The organism is Deinococcus ficus (genome assembly GCF_003444775.1).
In the GTDB taxonomy this organism is placed as follows: domain Bacteria; phylum Deinococcota; class Deinococci; order Deinococcales; family Deinococcaceae; genus Deinococcus; species Deinococcus ficus.
Genome location: NZ_CP021081.1, coordinates 503,942 through 526,883, shown reverse-complemented (window position 1 = coordinate 526,883; position 22,942 = coordinate 503,942). Strand labels below are relative to the sequence as shown.

General features: G+C 70.6%; 21 protein-coding genes and 1 riboswitch. Of the genes, 9 read left to right on the top strand and 12 right to left on the bottom strand.

Going from position 1 to position 22,942, the window contains the following annotated elements; translation table 11 throughout:
* Positions 1-26 precede the first annotated feature (26 nt).
* From DFI_RS02570 to DFI_RS02530, 9 genes are all read right to left on the bottom strand, one after another.
* Positions 27-848: a glycoside hydrolase family 16 protein gene (locus DFI_RS02570; protein WP_027463346.1), complete on the bottom strand. Its 822-nt coding sequence runs from the start codon at positions 846-848 to the stop codon at positions 27-29.
* Between the two features lie 12 nt (positions 849-860).
* A riboswitch (cyclic di-GMP riboswitch) is annotated at positions 861-935 on the bottom strand.
* A 202-nt stretch (positions 936-1,137) separates the two neighbouring features.
* The gene (locus tag DFI_RS02565; RefSeq protein WP_027463345.1) at positions 1,138-2,055 is read right to left on the bottom strand and encodes a glycoside hydrolase family 26 protein; all 918 of its coding nucleotides are present in this window, start codon (positions 2,053-2,055) and stop codon (positions 1,138-1,140) included.
* Positions 2,052-3,365, bottom strand: coding sequence for a glycosyltransferase family 2 protein (locus DFI_RS02560; protein ID WP_051307932.1), 1,314 nt, complete (start codon positions 3,363-3,365; stop codon positions 2,052-2,054). Before DFI_RS02560 ends, DFI_RS02565 begins: the two co-directional genes overlap by 4 nt.
* 610 nt (positions 3,366-3,975) lie before the next feature.
* Entirely contained in the window at positions 3,976-4,827 is an 852-nt protein-coding gene (locus tag DFI_RS02555; RefSeq protein ID WP_051307931.1) for an SDR family NAD(P)-dependent oxidoreductase, read from the bottom strand.
* A gap of 1 nt (position 4,828) precedes the next feature.
* Positions 4,829-5,884 (bottom strand): FtsW/RodA/SpoVE family cell cycle protein, encoded by a 1,056-nt coding sequence (locus tag DFI_RS02550; protein ID WP_229829636.1) that lies wholly within the window; start codon positions 5,882-5,884, stop codon positions 4,829-4,831.
* A 125-nt stretch (positions 5,885-6,009) separates the two neighbouring features.
* The gene (locus DFI_RS02545) at positions 6,010-6,711 is read right to left on the bottom strand and encodes a metallophosphoesterase family protein (protein ID WP_027463344.1); all 702 of its coding nucleotides are present in this window, start codon (positions 6,709-6,711) and stop codon (positions 6,010-6,012) included.
* Positions 6,712-6,715: 4 nt separating this feature from the next.
* Entirely contained in the window at positions 6,716-6,958 is a 243-nt protein-coding gene (gene minE, locus DFI_RS02540; RefSeq protein WP_022800251.1) for a cell division topological specificity factor MinE, read from the bottom strand.
* Between the two features lies 1 nt (position 6,959).
* A complete protein-coding gene (gene minD, locus DFI_RS02535; protein ID WP_027463343.1) occupies positions 6,960-7,760 on the bottom strand; it encodes a septum site-determining protein MinD in 801 nt (266 codons plus the stop codon).
* A 130-nt stretch (positions 7,761-7,890) separates the two neighbouring features.
* Entirely contained in the window at positions 7,891-9,519 is a 1,629-nt protein-coding gene (locus tag DFI_RS02530; RefSeq protein ID WP_051307929.1) for a DEAD/DEAH box helicase, read from the bottom strand.
* 242 nt (positions 9,520-9,761) lie between these two features.
* Here DFI_RS02530 and DFI_RS02525 point away from each other — a divergent pair, with 242 nt between their 5' ends.
* The 4 genes from DFI_RS02525 (at position 9,762) to DFI_RS02510 (ending at position 12,760) form a co-directional block, all read left to right on the top strand.
* Positions 9,762-10,559, top strand: a complete 798-nt coding sequence (locus DFI_RS02525) for a hypothetical protein (protein ID WP_338030630.1) — start codon at positions 9,762-9,764, stop codon at positions 10,557-10,559.
* Between the two features lie 81 nt (positions 10,560-10,640).
* Positions 10,641-11,456 (top strand): class I SAM-dependent methyltransferase, encoded by an 816-nt coding sequence (locus DFI_RS02520; protein WP_051307927.1) that lies wholly within the window; start codon positions 10,641-10,643, stop codon positions 11,454-11,456.
* A gap of 45 nt (positions 11,457-11,501) precedes the next feature.
* Entirely contained in the window at positions 11,502-12,311 is an 810-nt protein-coding gene (locus tag DFI_RS02515; RefSeq protein ID WP_027463341.1) for a TM2 domain-containing protein, read from the top strand.
* 41 nt (positions 12,312-12,352) lie between these two features.
* On the top strand, positions 12,353-12,760 hold the full coding sequence (locus tag DFI_RS02510; RefSeq protein ID WP_022800257.1) for an NUDIX domain-containing protein: 408 nt from the start codon (positions 12,353-12,355) through the stop codon (positions 12,758-12,760).
* A gap of 13 nt (positions 12,761-12,773) precedes the next feature.
* On the opposite strand, the gene DFI_RS02505 is transcribed toward DFI_RS02510, so the two are convergent.
* A complete protein-coding gene (locus DFI_RS02505; RefSeq protein ID WP_027463340.1) occupies positions 12,774-13,253 on the bottom strand; it encodes a YbaY family lipoprotein in 480 nt (159 codons plus the stop codon).
* Between the two features lie 102 nt (positions 13,254-13,355).
* On the opposite strand from DFI_RS02505, the gene DFI_RS02500 reads away from it, so the two are divergent.
* Together DFI_RS02500 and DFI_RS02495 are read left to right on the top strand one after the other, a co-directional pair.
* The gene (locus tag DFI_RS02500; RefSeq protein WP_043778493.1) at positions 13,356-14,003 is read left to right on the top strand and encodes a DNA-3-methyladenine glycosylase family protein; all 648 of its coding nucleotides are present in this window, start codon (positions 13,356-13,358) and stop codon (positions 14,001-14,003) included.
* A 21-nt stretch (positions 14,004-14,024) separates the two neighbouring features.
* Complete coding sequence (locus DFI_RS02495) at positions 14,025-14,687, top strand: DsbA family protein (RefSeq protein ID WP_043778491.1); 663 nt, start codon at positions 14,025-14,027, stop codon at positions 14,685-14,687.
* A 10-nt stretch (positions 14,688-14,697) separates the two neighbouring features.
* Here DFI_RS02495 and DFI_RS02490 read toward each other — a convergent pair whose 3' ends face one another.
* Together DFI_RS02490 and DFI_RS02485 are read right to left on the bottom strand one after the other, a co-directional pair.
* A complete protein-coding gene (locus DFI_RS02490) occupies positions 14,698-16,164 on the bottom strand; it encodes a glutamate synthase subunit beta (RefSeq protein WP_027463339.1) in 1,467 nt (488 codons plus the stop codon).
* Between the two features lie 19 nt (positions 16,165-16,183).
* Positions 16,184-20,920 carry a glutamate synthase-related protein gene (locus DFI_RS02485; RefSeq protein ID WP_051307941.1) on the bottom strand — a complete coding sequence of 1,579 codons (4,737 nt, stop codon included), beginning with the start codon at positions 20,918-20,920 and terminating at the stop codon, positions 16,184-16,186.
* Between the two features lie 217 nt (positions 20,921-21,137).
* On the opposite strand from DFI_RS02485, the gene DFI_RS02480 reads away from it, so the two are divergent.
* The 3 genes from DFI_RS02480 to DFI_RS02470 are packed head-to-tail and all read left to right on the top strand — an operon-like array spanning position 21,138 to position 22,787.
* On the top strand, positions 21,138-21,665 hold the full coding sequence (locus DFI_RS02480) for a P-loop nucleotide/nucleoside kinase family protein (protein WP_027463338.1): 528 nt from the start codon (positions 21,138-21,140) through the stop codon (positions 21,663-21,665).
* Between the two features lie 4 nt (positions 21,666-21,669).
* Positions 21,670-21,921 (top strand): PqqD family protein, encoded by a 252-nt coding sequence (locus tag DFI_RS02475; RefSeq protein ID WP_027463337.1) that lies wholly within the window; start codon positions 21,670-21,672, stop codon positions 21,919-21,921.
* A gap of 53 nt (positions 21,922-21,974) precedes the next feature.
* Positions 21,975-22,787: a hypothetical protein gene (locus DFI_RS02470; protein WP_155864564.1), complete on the top strand. Its 813-nt coding sequence runs from the start codon at positions 21,975-21,977 to the stop codon at positions 22,785-22,787.
* Positions 22,788-22,942 lie beyond the last annotated feature (155 nt).

Genomic DNA, 22,942 nt, shown 5'->3' with positions numbered 1-22,942 from the left:
ACATGCGGCGCGAAAAATACGTTCCTTTAGAAGGGTTCGAAGGTGACGGAGTCCACCAGCATGTACACCGTGCCGGGTTTGGCCTCGCCGCCCCAGGCGTTGGTCAGGGTGGGCCACACGTTCAGCATCAGGTGCGCGGAGGCCTGCGGGACGTTCTGGGTGGTTTCCCAGACCTTCACGCCGTCGATGAAGTAGGTGATGCGGCCGGAGCGCCACTCGTAGGTGTAGTCGTGGAAGCCCTGCGCGAGGTTGCTGCCGGTGGGGAGCACGGCGTAGGACTTGGTGTCCAGGCCCTTCCACACGGCGGCGTTCAGGGTGCTGCTGCGGTGCCCCTCGATTTCCACGTCGATTTCGGTGGTGCTGTCCTGGTAGTAGCTGAACGCGCCGCTGATGTTGCCGGGCTGGGCAGTGCCGGTCACGGCGGGGTCGCTGCTGGTGCTGGCCGCGCGCATGCGGTAGGTGTAGCGGCCGAAGCCCATGCGCTGCTGGCTTTGCAGTTCGCCGGCCTGGGCGCACAGCCCGGCGGCGCAGGCCTCGATCTTCAGGGTCAGGACGAGCTGGCCCTTCCCGTTCACGGCGGCGTTCTGGGGGGTGAAGGTGCCGCTCAGGCCGCTCTGCTGCCAGAAGCCGCCCCAGCTGGACACGACCCAGCGGCTGGTGTCCAGCCGGTCGAAGGTCTCCACCCATTTGGTGCCGGTGGTCGTGGTGGGCTTGGGGCGGGCCTGGGTGGTGACGGCGTCGGTGGTGGTGCTGGCGCTGGGGGCACGGGTGGTGTCGCAGGCGCTGAGCATCAGGGCCAGGGCGGTTCCGAGCAGGGCGGCGGTGCGTTTGGTCAGCTTGTTCAGCATGGGCGGTCTCCGTTCGGTGGCCCGGCTGACCCTGGGGGTCCCGTGGCTTTGCGTCACCGCCTTGCGACGGCTTTGCCTTTATCGCGGAGCAACCCAGGTCCTGCGGCGGTTGCCTCGCTGCGCTTAGTGTGCCTTCACCCCGCTTTCAGGGTAATGACAGATTAAGCGCTCATGAAGCCTCAATATTGTGGGGCCTCCCTCAATAGTCCCTTAATGAAGCCGACGACCTGGACCGCAGTCCAGATCGTCGTATTGATGGTGATGTGTCCCCCGCCGGCCTGGTTCTCCCCTACTTGAGCGCCGTGCCGGGCGCGCAGCGGCGAAAGGCCTGCAAGGACGCGAGGCTGGTGGTCAGGCGCCAGTCCACCCGGCCGTCATTGATGTGGAACCAGAAAGCCTTTTTCACCCGGGCGTACTTCGGCAGCTGCCGGCAGGCATCCAGGATCCACTGGGCCTTGTCCCCGCCCTTCTCCACGCTGGACAGTTCGCCCAGCTGCATGGGCTTGGAGGTGATCTGCTTGATCGCCACGTACGACTCGTCGAAAGTCTGCGCGAAGGTCTTCCAGCGGTTCCAGGGGTTGGTGGTGCCCCAGTTGTACCCGTCCAGGCCGATCTCGTTCACGTAACCGTCGCCGGGGTACAGCTCGCGGTAGCTGCTGAGCGCGGTCGGGTACAGGATGTTCGGCGTCCACACCCAGCGCACCGGGGCCTTCTCGCGCCAGAAGATGTGCACGATACGCTTCCAGGCCTGCTTGAAGTGCGCGGGCGTGTTCTTGCTGGTGAGCTGGTACACGCCCCAGTCGCCGTTCATTTCCGGCGCGAAGCTGATGGACACGGTCTTGCCGCCGCGTTTGATGTCCCGCGCGAACTGCGTGATGAACCGGTCGTGCTTCCCGGCGGCGATGTCGCGGTACGGCACGCCCACCAGTTTGCCCTTGCTCACGTACCGCGGCTGCCAGGACAGGTCCAGCGTGCGGCCCTTCTGGGAGAGCAGGCGGGCGTACTCCTGGTTGAACGGCTGGTTCCAGTCCTGAAACCAGCGGACGTGCTGGAAGGTGCAGCCGGCCTTTTTCTCCAGGGCCACCAGCACCTGCGGGTTGGGCACGGTCAGGCCGAAGATGCCGCAGGAAGCGGCCTGCGCCGGGCCGGAGCCGAGCGCAGTGCCGAGGGTGAAGGTCAGGGTGAGCAGGAGGGCCCGGGGGATCAAGCGGCGTACTCCGGGGTGGGCGCCAGGGCGGCCGGGGCCAGCTCGGGCAGCGGGGCGGCAGTGGCGGCCGCGGTGATCACGGCGGGCACGGTCGGGGCGTCAGGCGCGGCCGGGTTCAGGTGCAGTCCCACGCGCGGCAGTTTATTCCAGGTGACGTCCCGGCGGCGCAGGAGGGACACGCAGGTCATGGCGATCACCGCGAACACGAAGGGCCGCAGCAGCAGCCGCTGCGTGGGCGTGTACGCCAGGCCGTGCCAGGACCGCCGGCCCAGGCCGAGGGCCAGCGCCACCGCGGCGAAGTCGGTCGCGAAGTTCAGCAGCACCGGCACCAGCACGTCGGTCACCGAGTGGCTGAGCAGCACGCTCAGGGCGATCAGGTCGAAGAGGGGACCGGCGCCGCCCAGTGTCAGGCCGTACACCAGGGTGTAGGGCAGGATCAGCAGGCCCAGTCGGCCGGCGCGGGGGTTCAGGACGGCGTGGCGGTACTTGCCCATGCACTGGAAGGTGCCGTACATCCAGCGCATGCGCTGCTTCCAGAGGTTGCGCACGCTGGTGGGCGGCTCGGTGTAGCTGATGGCGTCCGGTTCGAAGCGGACCTGGAAGCCGGCCGCGGCGATGCTGAAGGTCAGGTCCATGTCCTCGGTCAGGGTGTCGCTGCTGTAGCCGCCCAGGTTCTGCATCAGTTCGGTGCGGTACGCGCCGGCCGCGCCGGGGACCACGCTCACGGCGCCGAGCACGTCCTGGGCGCGTTTGTCCAGGTGCTGGCCGACGCTGTACTCGATGCCCTGCAGCTGCGTGAGCAGCGTGGCGGGCCCGGCGACCTTCACGTCCCCTGCGACGGCACCGACGCGCGGGTCGTTGAAGTGCGCGGCAAGGCGGGCCAGGGTGCCGGGCGCGAGGGCTGAATCGGCGTCCACGCTGACGCTGACGGGGTGCTGGGCGTAGCGGATGGCGTGGTTGAGGGCGGCGGCCTTGCCGGCGTTCGGCTGCTGCAGCACCAGCACGCGGGGGTCCTGGTGGGCGAACTGCCGGGCGATCTCGGCGGTGCGGTCGTGTGAGCCGTCGTCCACCACGATGACCTGCAACTGGGGAACATCCTGGCTGAGCACGGAGCTGAGCGTGTCGGCGATGCCGACTTCCTCGTTGTACGCGGCGATCAGGACGGTCACGCCGGGCAGGGGTGCAGCGGCGCTGCGGGCCTGCCGCTGGCGTTGCACGCGCAGGTGGTAGAGGGCGAGGACAATGGTCAGGACGGCCTTCGTGACGAGCAGGGCCACGATCACGTACAGGGTGATCTGGGCGACGCTCATGCGCTCCTCCGGCCTGAGGCAGTCAGGAGAATAGAATGAGAAAGCTGAGCGGTTTCTGAAATCCCGGTTTTGTCCTGCCCGGCCCTGCAAGCCGGGATCATGGCGTAAATCGTGTCGTGGCGCATGCCATCTCCTTGATGGGGCGGTCTCACCACTGGCTCCCTTCAGCGCTTAGGTGACCGATTACGCGCCGAGATTCACAGCCCCCCTTGAGGTCTTCAACGGGAGCGAAACTGGTCGTCTGGAAGAGCGTCGCCGTTGTGTCAAGAGTCTAGGAAGGGGCCAGCGTGAGGCCATGAGTCATGGCCTCACGCAGACTTGTGCGGTATTTTACAGAGTCTCTATTTCTGACGATGCAGACATTGTCCGCGCCCCCCATATGGGGGAGGACATCCGTCCCTGACAAGGACGTCCTCAGGCCCAAAAGCGACTGTAAAACCCGTTCAGGGCGACATTCCTCGCATTTGCATCGAAATTTGACCCTCACTCACCGCAGACCCATAGATGAGAACAGCCGTGGACAAATTCAGACTGGCCTCAACACCCACACGTCCGGCGCGGCAGACTGCCCCGGCCCGGTGCAGGCGGTGCCTGTCGTTCCCGCGCGGCTTTACGCGTCCTGGGGCCCGCCGCGGTGCTCGGCATGCCACTGCGGCTGCGACCCGTCCACGTCTGTCACCCCGTACAGTCGTGCCACGTCCCCCACATCCAGCACGCGGCCGGTGTGGCGCGCCACGTCCGGGTCGGCGGCCAGCGCCACCAGGGCCCGCGCGGCGTAGTGGGGCGTTTCCGTCTGACCGGCCAGTTCCTCCGGCGTGTGGTGCTCCAGCATCAGTTCCGTGCGCATCCAGCCCGGCGACACCGCCACACACGCGATCCCCGCACCGCGCAGCTTCTCGCCCAGCACGTACGTCAGGCGGTTCTTCGCGGCCTTGCTCACCTCGTACGGCAGCCAGCCGGGCGGCTCGTCCGTGTGGTATGTGGTGGTCAGGATCACGCCCTGCCCGGCGGGGCCCATCAGGTGCCGCAGCGCCAGCAGGCCGGTGACGTAATCGCTGTACGCCCCGGCCAGCAACATGCTCCTCAGTTGCGCCAGCGGTTCGTCCCACACCTCGGCCCCGCCGCCGGGGACGCCCGGGTCGTCGTGGCCGCCCCAGGCGTTGTTCACCAGGATGTCCAGCCGCCCGTGCCGCGCCCGGATGCCGGTCATCAGGGCCTCCACCTGCGCCGGGTCGGTATGGTCGCAGCGCACCGCCTCGCCCATCCCGCCGGCCGCGTGAATGGCGTCCAGGGTAGTGTCCACGGTCAGGTCGGGCCGGTCCGGGCGGGAGGGCTGCGCTCGGGTGCTGCGGGCCGTGCCGATCACGAAAGCGCCCGCGGCGGCCAGTTCCAGCGCCGCGGCGCGCCCCAGCCCCCGGGACGCCCCGGTCACCAGGGCGACCTTGCCGGTCAAGGCCGGCACCTCAGATGCTCCCGTCGTACCGGTCGCGGTACACCACGTACGCGAGCCCCAGGGTGCTGAGCGTGCTGACCAGGCTGCTCAGGCCGTAACTGATCAGCGGCAAGGTGATCCCGGTGAGCGGCAGCACGCTCAGGGCCGCGCCGATGTTCTCCAGCACCTGAAACCCGATCTGCGCCAGCACGCCCGCGAAGAGAATCTGGTCCTGCAGGCGCGGCGATTCGGCCGCCATGCCCGCCAGCCCCCACAGCAGGAAGCCGTACAGCGCGAGCACGGCTGCGCCGCCCACCAGGCCCTGTTCCTCCGCCCAGGTGCTGAACGCGAAGTCCGTCTGCGCTTCGGGCAGGAAGCCGTTGTGGGACTGCGTGCCCTGCTGGTAGCCCTTGCCCTGCACGCCGCCCGAACCAACCGCGATGGTGCTCTGGATGACCTGGTACCCGGCGCCGCGCGGGTCCTGGTAGGGGTCCAGGAAGATCGTCAGGCGCTTCTGCTGGTACGGTTCCAGGTGCGGGTACATCACCGTGGGCACCGCCACCGCCACGGCCAGCACGGCCAGCGCAGCGTGCCACCAGGGAATCCGGGCGGCGAGCAGCATCAGCCCGAACATCACGCTCAGGACCATCGCGCCGCCGAAGTCCTGCAGGACGACCAGCCCCACCGCCGGCAGGAACACCGCCAGCGCCCGGGCGTACGTGGGCAGGCCCCGGTACCCGGCGCGCAGGGTGAGGGCCAGCATCAGGATCAGGGTGAACTTCAGGATCTCCAGCGGCTGGAACTGCAGCGGCCCCAGGCTGATCCAGTTGCGCTGCCCGTTCACCTCCTTGCCGATCACGAAGGTGCTCGCCTGCATCAGCAGCGCCAGCCCGTACAGGTACGGCGCGAACTTGTAGATGCGGTCCCGGCCCGCCCACCACATCACGCCGATGGGCACCGCCGCCAGGAACACGCCCGCGATCTGCTTCACGAAGATGCCGCTCGGCGCACGCGGCGAGAGCGCCGCCGTGCTTACCGTCATCAGGCCGATCACCAGCAGCGCCAGCACCACCGTCGGAAACCGCACGTCGTACTTCAAGGCCGATCACCACACACGCCACCGGGGCCACTCAAGCACATCACCCGCACAGCGTAAGCCGCGCGGGTGAATCCAGAGTGGGGAAAGGTCACAGCCGACCGGGCCGCGCGGAGTCAGGGCGGGCCGAGCAGCAGGGCCGCTTCCTGTTCGCCCAGCGGGCAGTGCTGGCGCGCCCAGCAGGCGGCCGTGGCCGTGTCGTACGGCACGCGGCGGAACGTGACGTTCCAGGCCCCGGCGCGCCGTTCGAGCAGCACCCAGCGGGCGTGCGGGTCGGTGCCGCGCGGCTGGCGGGACACCGACCCGGCGTTCACGAAGGTCACGCCGCCGTGCGTGGCGACCTGTTCGGTGTGGGTATGGCCCACCACGACCACACGCGCGCCGGGCCACCCCTGCACGCGTTGCGCGATCTCGCGGGGTGGGAGGGGCACGCCACCTCCGTCCGCGCTGAACAGCGCAGTCCAGGCGCTGTGCGGGGTGCCGTGCGCGAGCAGGACCTCCCCGCCTGCGACCTCGGCGGTGGTGGGCAGGGCGCCCAGCCGGGCAGGCAGCTCGGCCGGCAGCAGGGGCCGCAGCCAGTCCTGCCAGACCTGCCCGCGGTCCGCGTGCCATACGGCCAGCGTCTCGTCGGTGTTGCCGCGCACGGTGGGCGGGGCGAATTCCTGCTGCAGCGCCCAGGCGCGGGCGGGGTCCGCTCCACCCCACACGGTGTCGCCCAGGTTGAACAGGGCGTCCGGCGCCGCGGAGCGGACGTCGGCCAGCACCGCCTCCAGCGCGAAGGCGTTGCCGTGCACGTCTCCCAGGACCGCGAGCCTCACGGTCTCAGCGTTTGGGCTGCTGTTCGTCCAGGGGGATGTTCGCCATGAGGACCACCATGTCCCCGCGCTGCTCGATCTCCACGCTGCTGTTCCCGGTGGGGAAGTAGCGTTTGACGACCTCCAGCAGGTCGTTGCGCAGGGCGTCCACCTTGCCGGGCGGGATCTGCGCGCGGTCGTACGCCAGGACCAGTTCCAGGCGGTCTTTCAGCGTTTCCTTGCTGCGGCCCTTTTTCAGCCAGGAGAACATGTCAGGCCCCTCCGAACAGGCGGCGCAGCGCTTCCATGAAGCCGCTCTTCTCCTCGAACTTCGGGTACGGCACGTCCTCGCCCTTCATGCGCCGGGCGGTCGCCATGAACGCCTCGCCGGCCTTGGTGCGGCCCAGCACCGCCGGCTCGCCCACGTTCGTGCTCACGATGATGCCTTCGTCCTCGGGCACGATGCCGATGGGTTTCACGCCCAGGATGTCCAGGATGTCGGCCTCGGACAGCATGTTGCCGCTGGCGACCATCTTCGGGCGCAGGCGGTTGATGACCAGCCGGATGTCGTTGACCTGCGCGGCCTCCAGCAGCCCGATGATGCGGTCGGCGTCACGGACGCTGGACACCTCCGGGTTCACGACCACCAGGGCGCCCTCGGCGGGGGCGGCGGCGGTGCGGAAGCCGGACTCGATGCCGGCCGGGGAGTCGATCAGGATGCGGTTGAAGCCGTCTTCCTCGATGAGCCGGCGGATCACGCCCTTGAACACCTCGGGGTCCAGGGCGTCCTTGTCGCGGGTCTGGGAGGCGGGCAGCAGGAACAGGTTCTCCACGCGCTTGTCGCGGATCAGGGCCTGGTTCATGCGGCACTTGCCTTCCAGCACGTCGATCAGGTCGAACACCACGCGGGATTCCAGGCCCATGACCACGTCCAGGTTGCGCAGGCCGACGTCCACGTCAATGACGGCGACCTTCTCGCCCAGCTTGGCGAGCGCCGCCCCGATGTTCGCGGTGGTCGTGGTCTTGCCCACGCCCCCCTTGCCTGAAGTGACGACGATGACCTTCGATTCCATGTGCCGGGCAGTCTACCGCCTGAACGTGAGGACGTCGGCCCCGCCTGCCCCCACCGGGGGCAAGCAGCAGCGCAAAAAAACGCCCCGCGCCGGCAAGGCGGGCGGGGCGGGCGCGTGGTCGGGTTTTGGGTCAGCGGCGGCGGCGGGCCGGGCGGGGTCCCACGCGCCCGGCGCCGGTCCCTGAGGCCGGGCCACTGCGGTCCCGGCTGCCCGAGGACGAGAAGTCCGGGGCGTCGAAGGTCATGCGCTCCAGCGTGGCGCCCCGCTCCGGGCGGGCCCCGCGGGACTGGCCGTCCCGGGCCTGGCTGTCACGGGCGGGACGCTGACCGCCCCCCTGGCCCCCGCGGCCCTGGTGGCCGCCCTGGCCCCGCTCCTGCTGACTGCGGCCGCCCTGCTGCCCCCGGTTGCTGCCCTGCGCCGGGCGTAGGCCGCCCCCCTGGGCGCCCCGGCCACCCCCGCCCTGGCCGCGGTTGCCGCCCTGCTTTTCCTGGATCTCACGGTCGATGTCCTTTTCCTCGCGGGTGAGGGGCGGGTGCAGGGCCTCGGGCAGGGCGCGGCGGACGTTCTGCCACAGCTGCCGCTGTTCGGGAATCAGGAGCACCAGGTTCGTGCCGGGCCGGCCGGCGCGGGCGGTGCGGCCCGAGCGGTGCACGTGGTCCTCGGCGGTGGCGGCCACGTCCATGTGAATCACCACGCGCACCTCGGGCAGGTCGATGCCGCGCCCGGCGATGTCGGTGGCGATCAGCACGCGGGACTCGCCGTCACGCAGCTGCTGCATGGTCTTCTCGCGCTTCTTCTGGTCCATGTTGCCCTGCAGCGGACTGACGAGTTCGCCGGGCAGCATGGCCTGCAGCTGTTCGGCGCGGCGTTTGACCATGTGCTTGGTGCGGCAGAAGATCACCACGCAGCCACCCGGGGTTTTCAGGGCGTCGCGGGTGTGGGTGGCGGTGACGTCCAGCACGTCGTTGCGGTTGGTGTTCACCAGCAGGTGCGTGGCGCCGGTCGCGCCGCCCAGGATGTCCTCGTCCTCCTGCGTGATGGTCTGCGGGTCGGGTGCGATGTCGATGCGCTCGGGGTGGTGCATGAACGTCTCGGCGACCTTGCGGATCGCGGCGGGGAAGGTCGCGCTGGCCATGGCGAGCTGCAGCTGCTGCGGCGCGGCGCGCTGCGCGGACCGCAGGATGTCACCCACGTCCTTGAGGAAGCCCAGGGAGAGCAGTTCGTCGGCCTCGTCCAGCACCACGTATTTCAGGCCTGCCAGGGAGAGCTCGCCCTTGCCGATCAGGTCCTTGAGGCGCCCGGGGGTCCCGGCGATCACGCCCTTGCCGCTCGCCTCGGTGCGGGTCTGGCCGGGGGTGATGCCGCCCGTGATGCGCCCGGCGCGCAGGCCGAGTTCGCGGGCGACGTCGCGGATCTGCACGGCGAGTTCGCGGGTAGGCGTGATGATCAGCACTTCCGGACGGATGCCGCGCGGTTCGCTCAGGCCGATACCGCGCGCCGCGGCCGGGATCAGGAAGGCCAGCGTCTTGCCGCTGCCGGTGCGGGCGGTGGTGATCACGTCCCGCCCGGCCAGCAGCGCGGGAATCGCGCCGGCCTGCACGGGGGTGGGGGTGCGGCCGCCGAGCAGCGTGGGCCACTGGGTGAGGTCCTGGAGGGGCAGGCCGGTGGCGGCGCGGGGCGCGGCGGGGCTGCGGTCCGGTGCGGAACGGGCCGGGTCAGCCGGGGAGCGGTCGGGGGTGGAGCGGCGGGTTCGGGTCATGGCGTCCTTTGAACGGTGCGGGCACCGTGGGCGTGAGGAGAGAATCAGCGGGCCGGGCCGCGCAGGAGGGCGCGGGCAGGCCGCAGCAACGGACAAGTATACCTGACGGCCCGGGCACCCACCGTGGCCTGAGCGTGGACCGGGGTTGCGTGAAGGAAGTTATGGGTTGGTTACGGGAAGGGTGGGGATTGCACGGTTGTCCTCTCACACCGGGACTTCAGGCGGCCGGAACAATGACAGGCATGAAACATATTGTCTTCCCGACCGTGGCCGACGCCGACGCCTTCATCGCCGACCTGCAGAGCCAGGGCGTCGTGCGGCCCGAGGTGGGCACCACGAACGTGACCCGCCGCAGCGGCATGACCACCGACACCTACAGCAACGACACCTACGCCGGCGACGCGGGCGCCGGGGCGGAGGACGCCGGGGCCGGCGCCGTGAAGGGCACCGGCGTGGGCGCGCTGGTCGGCGCGGCCGCCGGCATCCTGGGTGCGGGCGCCGTGGTCGCCAGCGGCGGCCTGGCTCTCCCGGTGATTCTGGGCATGACCGCGCTGGGTTCCGGCGTGGGCGCGGCGGTGGGCGCCACCGGCGGCGCCATGGGCATTGACGAGAACGCCGACGGCCGCACCGCTGCCGACGGGTACGCCGTGGACGACGCCGACTACGACCACATGCACACCAGCGTGAGCGGCGGCGGGCGCGCCGTGGCCGTGGACGAGCACGTGCCGTCCGACGTGCTGGACGCCGCCGTGCGCCGCCACAACGGCTCCTACGTGAGCGGCGCGGGCGTGGCCGGCGCGGGGGCTGCGGTGGCTGGCGGCGCGACCCGCGTGGGCAGCGCGGCGGGCGACGTGGCGAGCGCCGCGGGCAACAAGCTGGAAGAGGGCGCCGACCACCTGCGCGCCATGGGCCACGAGGTCGCCGGCGCCGTCACCGGCAACCCCAAGCATGACGCCCTGGCCGCCGAGGACCGCGCCAAGGCCAACATGAACAACGACCAGGCCGACCGCGACCTGATGGACGCCGACCGCAAGGTCTGAGCGGACCTGAGCAGGCCCCCCCTGTTCCAGCCCCGGCCTCCTCGGCCGGGGCGGTTCCTTGTGCACGGGTACGCTGAGGGCATGACGGACACGGGCGGGGCAGGGCACGCAGAGCGCAACCGGGCGCTGTTCGGGCGGGTGGCGGCCAGCTACGACCGGCTGGGCTTCCTGACGCTGGCGGCCCGGCACCTGGCGGCGCAGGTGGAGGTCCCGGCCGGCGGCGCGGTGCTGGACGTGGCCTGCGGCACCGGCGAGGTCGCGCTGGGCGTGGCGGCGCGGGGGCAGGCGGGACGCGTGGTGGGCACCGATTTCTCGCCGGAGATGGTCCGCGTGGCGCAGGCCCGCGCGGCCGGCCGGGCAGAGTTTCAGGTGGCGGACGCCGGCGCCCTGCCCTTTCCGGACGCCACCTTTGAGGTGGTGACCTGCGGCGCCGGGCTGTTCTTCATGCCGGACATGGAAGAGGCGCTGCGCGAGTGGCGGCGGGTGCTGCGCCCGGGCGGGCAGGTGGCGTTCACGACCTTCGGGCGGGGCCTGCTGGGCGACTTCCCGGGCCTGTGGCGCCAGCGGCTGGCCGGGGAGGGCCTGACGCCGGCCTCTCCCCCGCTGGGCCGCGTGCCGGACGTGGCCTCGGCCCTGGAACTGCTGCGCGCGGCCGGGTTCGTGGCCGTGGAGGCGGGGGTGGCTCCCCTGCCGTACGTGGTGCCGTCGGCGGAGGCCCGCTGGGCGGACATCGAGGCGGGCCTGGAGGGCGACCCGCTGCGGACCCTGGACGCCGGGACGGTCACGCGGCTGCGGGACGCGCACCTGCACGACCTCGCGCCGCTGTTCCGGGCCGGGCCGGTCACGGTGCCCGTGCCGGTGCTGCTCGCGCGCGGCCGGGCACCGGGCGGGCCCTGACTTTAGGTGGACGCCCCGGCGCATGCCGGAGTGGTTCAATGGGGCATGACCAAGTCTGATGCACCCGAGTCCGGGGGGGCCGGCGGCCCGTCCGGGAACGAGCGGACCCCGAGTGGCAACGCGCCCGCCTGGGTGGACGACGTCCTGAACGCCTCCCGCGCCGGAACGCCGACCCCGGCGCCCACCCGGCCGCCGGTCACGCCGGACCTCACGCCGCCCGCGCCCGCCCCCACCGCGGCGCCCCTCACGCCGGACCCGGCCGATGAGCTGCGCCTGCCGGACGACCTGCCGATTCCGCAGGGCTCCCGCTTCGACCCGGACGACTGGGTGGCGCGCGCGACCGGCGGACACGTGAAGAACCCGGCCGTGCCCACCCCTCAGCGGGCCTCCGCGCCGCAGGGGCATGTGCCGCAGCCGGTGGCGGACGTGCCGGACCCCTGGGCGCCGCGCACGGACGCCTGGGGCGAGGCCGTGCCCACCCCGCCACTGACGACGCAGCCGCTGGACCGCTACGGCCACCCGGACGCGCCGGTGGCCCTGGGGGACGTGGGGCAGAAGCGGCTGGTGGCGGGCCTGCTGGCGATCTTCCTGGGCGCGTTCGGCGTGCACAAGTTCTACCTGGGCATGACCACGCCCGGCCTGACGCTGCTGGGCCTGCACATCGGCACGTGGGTGGTGGCGCTGGTGCTGGGCACGCTGCTGTTCATCGTGGGGCTGGCCCTGACCATTCCGCTGGCGATGCTGGTCAGTTCGGCGCTGGGCGTGTTCGGGCTGGTCGAGGGACTCATCCTGCTGACGAAATCCGACGCGGAATTCCAGCGTGAGTACCTGATCGGCAAGAAACCCTGGCTGTGACCCGGTACCGCCGGCCCGCGCCGGCAGTCTAGGCTGTGGGCATGGAAAAACCGGTGGTGTGCGTGGGGGCGCTGGTGTGGGGACCGGACGGCCGGGTGCTGCTGGTCCGCACCACGAAATGGCGCGGCGCGTGGGGCGTGCCGGGCGGCAAGGTGGACTGGGGCGAGACCCTGGTGGACGCCGTGAAACGCGAACTGCGCGAGGAGGTCGGCCTGGAGCTCTTCGACGTGCTGTACGCGCAGACGCAGGAGGCCGTGCTGAGCGAGGAGTTCTGGCGGCCCGCGCACCTGCTGCTGGTGGACTACTTCGCCAGTGCGGACACGCACGCCGTCACCCCGAACGAGGAGATCGAGGCCTGGGCGTGGGTGACGCTGGACGAGGCGCTGGAGTACCCGCTGAACACCTTCACGCGCACGCTGGTGGACCGCGCCCTGCAGGTCGGCCGCTGACGGCCGGCGTGGGTCAGCGGGCGGGCTGCAGCCGCAGGTTCACGGTCAGCGGCTTGCCGGTGCGGGGGCCCAGGTCGGCCACGCCGCGGTACAGGGTGCGGCCCTGGGCGTCACGGACGATCGCGGTGACCACGTAGCGTTTCCCGGCGCCCAGGCGGCCGGGGCTGAAGTACACCATGTACGTGTTCGGCAGCCGGCTCATCCGGAAGTTCACGTTCACGAGCGGCGCGGCGCGGCCGGGCGCGGCGTCCTGCACGGTGACGGTGGTCTGCGCCCCGGCGGGCAGGCGCGCGGCGGCCGGGCCGGTCAGGGTGCCGCGCACCTCCTGCATGCCGGCCGGCACTCCCGGGCTGGGCGCGGCGCTCGGCGCGCCGCCGGTGCGGGGGGGTGGGGTCTGGCCGGGCGGGGAGATGATCACGTTGCCCACCCGGATCTGGGCGGACGCGGCCCCCAGCAGGGCGGCCAGCAGCAGGGCAGGAAGGGGGCGGGGCATGGGGCTATGTTCCCCCAGCGGGCCGGACGGCGGGCCGGGCCGCCGTTTAGGTGGCCTTGACGCTGCGGGCCGCGCCCCAGGGCCGGCAGCGTAAGCTGGGGCATGCCCGATTCCGCCGCGTCCCCTGCTCCTCTGCCGCCGCTGCGGCACCACGCGGACGCCGCCGCGCACCTGGGCCGCGACCCGGTGATGCGGGAGGTGATCGCCCGGGTGGGGGACCTGGCGGTCCTGACGCCCACGCCGGACCCGTTCGGGACGCTGGTGCGGAACGTGACCGGACAGCAGCTGAGCGTGAAGGCCGCCGACAGCATCCACGCGCGCGTGGTGGCGCACCTGGGCGAGGTCACGCCGGACACGCTGCTCTCCGCGGAGGGGGAGGACCTGCGCGGCCTGGGCCTGTCGTGGGCGAAGGTGCGGACCGTGAAGGCCATCGCCGAGGCCGCCCACAGCGGCCGGATCGATTTCGCGCGGCTCTCGGAGCTGCCGGACGAGCAGGTGATCACGGAACTGCTGCCGCTGCCGGGCATCGGGCGGTGGACGGGGGAGATGTTCCTGATGTTCGCGCTGGCCCGCCCGGACGTGTTCAGCATCGGGGACCTGGGCCTGCGGCAGGGGCTGAGCCGGCTGCATCCGAACGCGCAGCCGTACGAGGTGCTGGACCTGTGGCGGCCGTACCGCACCCTGGCCGCCCGGTACCTGTGGGCGGACAACACCCTGCACCGCGCGGGCGGCGCGCCCGTGAGCAACTGAAGGCGTGCCAGACTGGCCGGCATGACCGCCACGGACAAAGCGCAGCTGACCTACGTCACCGACACGTACTGCATCTGGTGCTGGGCCTTCGGGGACGCCCTGCGTGAGTTCGCCGAGGCGAACAGGGACCGCCTGAGCGTGGACGTGCTGCCGGCCGGCATGCTGGTGGGGGAACGGGTGGTGCCGGTCGGGCAGAAGGACCGCGTGCTGGAAGGCGCCGAGCGGGTCACGGAGATGACGGGCGCGCAGTTCGGGGACGACTTCCGCGCGGCGGTGCGGGAGGGCAGCACGGTGCTGGACTCCACGGTGTCCGCCGTGGCCTTCTGGGCGCTCCGGCGGCAGGCGCCGGAGCGCCCGCTGGACATCGCGCACGCCCTGCAGAAGGCGTGGTACGTGGACGGCCTGGACCTCGCCCGGCCCGAGGTGCTGGCCGGCGTGGCCCGCGACCTGCACCTGGACCCCGAGCAGGCCGCGCAGGACGCCACCGACCCGGCCGTGCTGGCCGAGGCGCAGGCGGGCTTCGAGCGCCGCAAGACTCTGCCCGTGCCCGGGTACCCCACGCTGCTGCTGCACACCCCGGCCGGCCCGAAGCGGATGGGCGGCGCGCGGGTCACGCCGGAGAAGCTGACGCAGCAGTTCGAGCGGCTGATGCGCGGGGAGGAGCTGCCCGCCGAGGAGGACTGACGCCCGCCGCTCAGCGCGGCAGGCTGCTGCGGCCCATCAGGAAAGTGTCAATGCTGCGCGCCGCCTGCCGGCCCTCGCGGATCGCCCACACGACCAGGCTCTGCCCGCGGCGCATGTCCCCGGCGGTGAACACGCCGTCCACGCTGGTGGCGTAGCCGCCGTCCTCGTCGGTGCTGGCCTGGGCGTTGCCGCGCGCGTCCTTCTGCACGCCGAACGCGTCCAGCACCGGGCCCATGGGGTTGGTGAAGCCCATGGCCAGCAGCACCAGGTCGGCCTCATGGGTTTCCTCGCTGCCGGGCACTTCCTGCAACCGGCCGTCCCGCAGTTCCATGCGCACGGTCTTCAGGCCGGTGACCTTGCCGCCCTTGCCGGTGAAGGCGGTCGTGGCAATGGCGAACTCGCGCACGGCGCCCTCCTCGTGGCTGCTGCTGGTACGCAGCTTCAGCGGCCAGTACGGCCACACCAGGGGACGGTTTTCCATTTCGGGCGGCTGGGGCATCACCTCGAACTGCGTGACGCTCAGGGCGCCGTGCCGGTTGCTGGTGCCCACGCAGTCGCTGCCGGTGTCGCCGCCGCCGATCACGATCACGCGCTTCCCGTCGGCCCGCAGCTGCTTTTTCAGTTTGTCGCCGGCGTTCACGCGGTTCTGCTGCGGCAGGAACTCCATGGCGAAGTGCACGCCGTCCAGGTCGCGGCCCGGCACCGGCAGGTCGCGCGGCACCTCGGCGCCGCCGGCCAGCAGCACCGCGTCGAACTCGGCGCGCAGGGCGTCCGGCGTCACGGTCTCGCGGCTGAGGTTCGTGACGCGGCTCTTCTCGTCCCAGGCGCCCACCAGCACGCCCGTGCGGAAGGTGACGCCCTCGGCCTCCAGCTGCGCCACCCGGCGGTCGATATGCGCCTTTTCCAGCTTGAAGTCCGGGATGCCGTAACGCAGCAGGCCACCCACGCGGTCGTTCTTCTCGAACACCGTGACGTCGTGCCCGGCGCGGGCAAGCTGCTGCGCGGCGCTCAAACCGGCCGGACCGCTGCCCACCACGGCCACGCGCTTCCCGGTCTTCACGGCCGGGGGCTGCGGCGCCACCCAGCCTTCCTGCCAGCCGCGCTCGATGATGGCGAGCTCGATGCTCTTGATGCCCACCGGGTCACCGTCGATGTTCAGCACGCAGGCCGCCTCGCACGGCGCGGGGCAGATGCGGCCCGTGAACTCCGGGAAGTTGTTCGTGCGGTGCAGCACGTCCAGCGCCGCGCGCCAGTCGTCCTGGTACACGAGGTTGTTGAAGTCCGGGATGATGTTGTTCACCGGGCAGCCGTTGTTGCAGAACGGAATCCCGCAGTCCATGCAGCGGGTCGCCTGCCGGCGGGCCTGCGGGGCGTCCAGCGGCGTGACGAACTCGCGGTAGTGTTTCAACCGGGCGGCGGGCGGGGCGTACGCCTCCTTCACGCGCGGCTGCTCCAGGAAACCGGTGATCTTGCTCATTGCTCTCTCCGTGCGTGACTCAGGGGGTGAGGGTGCCCTGACCGGCCGGCTGGCCGGGGGCGTCGGGCGTGCGGGCGCGGCCGCGCAGGGCGCGCTGGTACTCGTGGGGCATGACCTTCACGAAGTGCTTCAGGGCGGCGTCCCAGTGGTCCAGCAGGTACGCGGCGCGGGCGCTGCCGGTGTAGCGGTGGTGTTCCTCGATCAGGCCGCGCAGGTGCGCCTCGTCGCTCTGCCCGAAGTGCAGGGTGCGGGGGTGGGCGGCCTGCATCTGTTCGTCGTCGGGCAGCACGCGTTCCAGGCTGACCATGCTCTGATTGCAGCGCTGCGCGAAGGTGCCGTCCTCGTCGTACACGAAGGCCACGCCGCCGCTCATGCCGGCCGCGAAGTTCCTTCCGGTGCGGCCCAGGACGACCACGGTCCCGCCGGTCATGTACTCGCAGCCGTGGTCGCCGGTGCCTTCCACCACGGCTTTCGCGCCGGACAGGCGCACCGCGAAGCGTTCGCCGGCCACGCCGCGGAAGTACGCCTCGCCGGCGGTGGCGCCGTACAGGCAGGTGTTCCCGACGATGATGTTCTCCTCAGCCTTGCCGCGGAATTCGATGGTGGGGCGCACCACGATTCTTCCGCCACTGAGGCCCTTGCCAGTGTAGTCGTTGGCGTCCCCGATCAGGTACAGCGTGAGGCCCGGGGCGAGGAACGCGCCGAAGCTCTGCCCGCCGTTGCCTTCCATCTGGATGTGCACGGTGCCGTCCGGGAGGCCCTGCGGGCGGGCGCGGATCAGTTCGCCGCTCAGCATCGCGCCCACGGTGCGGTTCACGTTGCGGACGTCCTGCAGGAAGTGCACCTTCTCGCCGCGTTCGATGGCGGGGCGGCACTTCTCGATCAGGCTCAGGTCCAGCGCGCGGTCCAGGCCGTGGTCCTGCGTGACCATCTGGCGGGGCGCGGCGTCCCCGGCGTCCGGGCGGTAGAACACGCGGCTGAAGTCCAGCCCGCTCGCCTTCCAGTGCTCGATGCCGGCGCGGGTGTCCAGCAGGTCGCTGCGGCCGATCAGGTTGTCGAAGCGCCGGATGCCGAGCTGCGCCATGTACCCGCGCACCTCCTCCGCGACGAAGAACAGGTAGTTGATCAGGTGCTCGGGCCGGCCCGTGAAGCGCGCGCGCAGGGCGGGGTCCTGGGTCGCCACCCCGACCGGGCAGGTGTTCAGGTGGCATTTGCGCATCATGATGCAGCCCTGCGTGACCAGCGGCGCGGTCGCGAACCCGAACTCCTCGGCGCCCAGCAGCGCGGCCACCATGACGTCCCAGCCGGTCTTGAGCTGCCCGTCGGTCTGCACGCGCACCCGGTCACGCAATCTGTTCAGGACCAGGGTCTGCTGCGTTTCCGCCAGGCCCAGTTCCCAGGGCGTGCCGGCGTGCTTGATGCTGCTCCAGGGGCTCGCACCCGTGCCGCCGTCATGCCCGGCGATCACGATGTGGTCGGCCTTGGCCTTCGCCACGCCGGCCGCGATGGTGCCCACCCCGACTTCCGACACGAGCTTCACGCTGATGTCCGCACGCGGGTTGACGTTCTTCAGGTCGTGGATCAGCTGCGCGAGGTCCTCGATGCTGTAGATGTCGTGGTGCGGCGGCGGGGAGATCAGGCCCACGCCGGGCACGCTGTGCCGCAGGAACCCGATGTACTCGCTGACCTTCCCGCCGGGCAGCTGCCCGCCCTCCCCGGGCTTGGCGCCCTGCGCCATCTTGATCTGGATCTGGTCGGCGCTGACGAGGTAATTGGTGGTCACCCCGAAGCGGCCGGACGCCACCTGCTTGATCCGGCTGCGCAGGCTGTCGCCGGGTTCCAGCGGGAAGTCCACCTCCACGCGCCGCGTGCCGTCCGGCCCCTGCCCGAGCACCGAAGTGAGACTCTCCCCCGCCCCGATGGCCTCGCCGCGCAGTTCCCGTTCGTACCGCGCGGGGTCCTCGCCGCCCTCGCCGGTGTTGGATTTGCCGCCGATGCGGTTCATGGCGATCGCCAGGGACGTGTGCGCCTCGGTGGAGATGCTGCCCAGGCTCATGGCGCCGGTCGCAAAGCGCTTCACGATCTCCGCGGCGCTCTCCACCTCGTCCAGCGGCACGGGCGTGAGCCCGGCGGTGTTCAGGGTGAACAGCCCGCGCAGGGTCATGTGCCGCCGGCTCTGGTCGTTGATGATCCGGGCGTACTCCTCGTACGTGGCGTACGAACCGCTGCGCGCACTGTGCTGCAGTTTCGCGATGGCGTCCGGCGTCCACAGGTGCTCCTCGCCGCCGGCCCGCCAGGCGTACTCGCCGCCGGCGTCCAGGTCGCCCCGCGCCGGGTTGCCTGGCACCTGGTCAGGGTCACGGAAGGCGGCGGCGTGCATGCGCAGGGCCTCTTCGGCCACCTCGAACACGCCGATGCCGCCCACCTGGCTGGACGTGCCGTAGAAGTACTTGTTCACGAATTCGGATTGCAGACCCACCGCCTCGAACAGCTGCGCGCCGCAGTAACTCATGTACGTGCTCACGCCCATCTTGGACATGATCTTGCTCAGGCCCTTGCCGACCGCCTTGATGTAGTTCGCGACCGCCTTCTCCGGCGTGACCTCCGCGAGTTCCGGCAGGCCCGGCACCGGGCGGTGCAGGCTGACCAGCGTTTCCAGCGCGAGGTACGGGTGAATGGCCTCGGCGCCGTACCCGGCCAGCGCCGCGAAGTGATGCACCTCGCGGGCGTCGCCGGTTTCCACGATCAGGCCAGCGCGCATGCGCAGGCCCTTCTTCACGAGGTGGTGGTGGATGCTGCTCAGGGCCAGCAGGCTGGGAATCGCGACCCGCTCCGCGTTCACGCGGCGGTCGCTGATCACGATGATGTTGTGCCCGTTCTCGATGGCGTCCACCGCCCAGGCGTTCACGGTCGCCAGTTTCGCCTCGATGCCGCGCGCGCCCCACTCGGCGGGGTACGTGATGTCCAGGTCGAAGGCGCGGAACTTGCCGCGGGTGTGCTCGCTGATGGCGCGCACGCGGGCCATGTCGTCGAAGTCCAGGATGGGCTGCTCGACCTCCAGGCGCATCTGGGGGTTCACGGCGTTCACGTCCAGCAGGTTCGGACGCGGGCCCACGTACGACACCAGGCTCATCACCACCGACTCGCGGATGGGGTCGATGGGCGGGTTGGTGACCTGCGCGAACAGCTGCCGGAAGTAATGGAACAGCGGCTTCGTGCGCTCGGACAGCACCGCCAGGGGGCTGTCGTTGCCCATGCTGCCGATGCCTTCCTCGCCGGTCTTGGCCATGGGGCCCATCAGGAACTTCAGGTCTTCCTGCGTGTACCCGAAAGCCTGCTGGCGCCTCAGCAGCGGCTCGTCGAACTCGCCGACCGTGCCGGTCTCGTCGCTGTCGTCCAGGCGGAACTTCGTGTTCTCCACCCACTGCCGGTAGGGCTTGGCGGACGCGAACTGCATCTTCAGCTCGTCGTCCTCGATGATCCGGCCCTGCTCCAGGTCAATCAGGAACATCTTTCCGGGCTGTAGCCGCCACTTCTTCACGATGCGCGACTCCGGCACGGGCAGCACGCCCACCTCGGACGCCAGCACCACCAGGTCGTCCCGGGTGAGCACGTACCGCGCGGGACGCAGGCCGTTGCGGTCCAGGGTCGCGGCGATCTGCCGGCCGTCCGTGAACACCATCGCGGCCGGGCCGTCCCAGGGCTCCATCATGCTGGCGTGGTATTCGTAGAACGCCCGGCGCCGGTCGTCCAGCAGGGTGTTGCCCTCCCAGGCTTCCGGGATCATCATCATGGCCGCCTGCGCCATCGGGTACCCGGCCAGCGTCAGCAGTTCCAGCGCGTTGTCGAAGGTGGCGGTGTCGCTCTCGCCCTCGAAGGAGATGGGGTAGAGCTTTTTCAGGTCGTCGCCCAGCACCGGCGAGTGCATCACGCCCTCGCGGGCGCGCATCCAGTTGAAGTTGCCCTTCACGGTGTTGATCTCGCCGTTGTGGGCCACCATCCGGTACGGGTGCGCCAGGCGCCACTCCGGGAAGGTGTTCGTGGAGAAGCGCTGGTGCACCAGCGCCAGCGCCGACACCACCCGGTCGTCCTGCAGGTCCAGGTAATACTCGCCGACCTGCGTGGCCAGCAGCAGGCCCTTGTAGATCACCGTGCGGCACGACATGCTGGGCACGTAGTACTCGGCACCGTGCGTGAAGTTCAGCGCGAGAATCGCGTTGCTGGCGCGGCGGCGGATCACGTACAGCTTGCGTTCCAGCGCGTCCGGCACCAGCGTGTCCGGCCCGGCCCCGATGAAGATCTGCCGGATCACCGGCTCCTTCTCGCGCACGGCCGGGCTCATGGGCATGTCACGGTTCACCGGCACGTCTCGCCAGCCCAGCACAACCTGCCCTTCGGCGCGAGTGGCGCGTTCCAGTTCCTGCTCGCACGCGCGGCGGGACGCGATCTCCTTCGGCAGGAAGATCATGCCCACGCCGTAATCCCCGGGGGGTGGCAGTTCCACGCCCTGAGCGCGCATCTGCGCTGCATAGAACTCGTGCGGAATCTGAATAAGGATGCCGGCCCCGTCGCCCATCAGCGGATCGGCGCCCACCGCGCCCCGGTGGTCCAGATTCTCCAGGATCTTCAGGCCCTGCGCGACGATCCCGTGCGACTTCACGCCCCGGATGTGGGCGACCATGCCCACGCCGCAGGCGTCATGCTCCGCGCCGGAGTACAGCCCGGCGGCCGCGGCCTGCGCCAGCTCGGTGTTCATGGTGTTCGCGGTGATGGGCGGCCCGTCGTTCGGGGCGGCCCGCTTGTGATCATGCTTCATCCCTGCACCCCCAGACGACACGCACCCCGCCCGTCTGCTGCGGGCGATGAGTCCCACCGTACCCGCCCATGCATACCTATACAGGGGTCCTTGTTCAGCCGTTCCGCCCAGAGGTCTAGACGGTCACCTACCCCGCCCGGCGCCGTAGCCTGCACGCATGCTGATCGTCCTCTCCGGCCTGCCCGGCACCGGCAAAAGCACCCTGGCCCGCGCCCTCGCCCGGGACCTGCGCGCCGCCCACCTGCGCGTGGACAGCGTGGAAGCCGCCCTGCTGAACGCCGGCCTGGACCGCGTGACCGTGGAAGGCTACGCCGCCCTGTACGCCGTCGCCGCCGACCAGCTCAGCGCGGGCCTCCCCGTCATCGTGGACCTCGTCAACCCAGTCACCGCCACCCGTGAAGCCTGGGCCGACGTGGCCGCCCGGGCCGGCGCGACCCTCGTGAACGTGGAAGTCACCTGCACCGACCCGGCCGAACACCGCCGCCGCGTCGAAACCCGCCACACCGCCCCCGACACCCACGCGGGCCGCTGGGCCCCGCCCACCTGGGCCGACGTGCAGGCCGCCGCACACCACTACGAACCGTGGACCGCACCCGTCCTGCGCCTGGACACCGCCCACGCCACGCCCGCCGAACTCATAGGCACCCTGCGGGCACGCCTGCCTGACGCCGGGACGCTACCCTGACCGCATGTGGTCCGCCGTTCCTGATGTCCTCGTCACCGACCTCGGCGACGAACTCGTGCTGCTCGACCCGGCCAGCAGCGAGATGTTCAGCCTCAACGACACCGGCCGCCTCCTCTGGCAGGCCCTCCCCGCCCCCGAAAACGACCTGACCGCCCTACTCGAAGGCGAGTACGGCCTCCCCCATGAGCAGGCCCAGGCGGACGTCCACGCCCTGCTGACCAGTCTGGAAGCCCGGCACCTGATCACCCGGTCGTGAGCACCTGGACTTCCCTGGACCTCACCCTCGACACCGGCATACTGCCAGATCACTTGGAGGCCGCTCTGCGCGACCGCTGGGAAACCCATTCCGGCACGCCATCCCCATACCCCGTCACGGTGCAGGTGGCCGACTTCCCCGATCTCACCGCTCCCGAACGGACCGTCACCGTCTCCAACGCCACCACGGCCCTGCACACCACCAAGGATCAGGTGCAGATCGGCCCAGCCCTCCTGCACCTCACCCCCGGCCACGCCACCCTCACCCTCCGCACCCCGGAGCTTTCCGAACTCACCGCGCTGCTCCTTTTCTCCGAACTGCACCGCGCCCGCGGCTGGCTCCCCCTGCACGCCAGCACCGCCGCCCTGAATGGCCGCGCCGTCAGCATCACCGGGCCCAGCGGCGCCGGCAAAAGCACCGCCGCCCTGCGCCTCGCCGGCCTCGGCTACACCATCCTCGCCGAGGACCAGACCTGGCTACACCCCGGAACCCGCCGTGTGCACGGCCTCGACCGCTGGCTGCGCGCCTACCGCGACAGCCTGGAACGGTTCGCCCCGCAGTTGCTGCCACACACCCAGGGCACGGACGTGTATGGGAAACACCTCCTGAGCCTCAGTCGCACCCGGGAACCCGCAGCTCTGGAGGCCCTTCTGTTCCTGGGCCAGCCTATAGAAATCCCTGCCGCGCATGTTGCTCGACTTGTCTGGGAGGCCAGCGGCCTGCCCCTCACGCTTACCGGCCAGCATGCCACTGCACATGCCATCAGCCCAGTGATTCGTCATCTGCACATTAGGGGAACGGGTCGGGAAGGCCTGCTGGACGAAGTGGAGCGTCAGCTTGGTCCAGCAGGCGGCATTACATCCTGAAAATCGGCAAGTTCCCGCTCTCAACGTCCCTGTTACAGCAGTTCGTCTTCTAGTTTTTACCAGCCTGACCATCAGTCTCGATCCCAAGCACATCACCCAACGCGTAAGAACAGAAAAACCGCCCTCCTTTGAGGGCGGTCTTGAGTGCAGAGAGT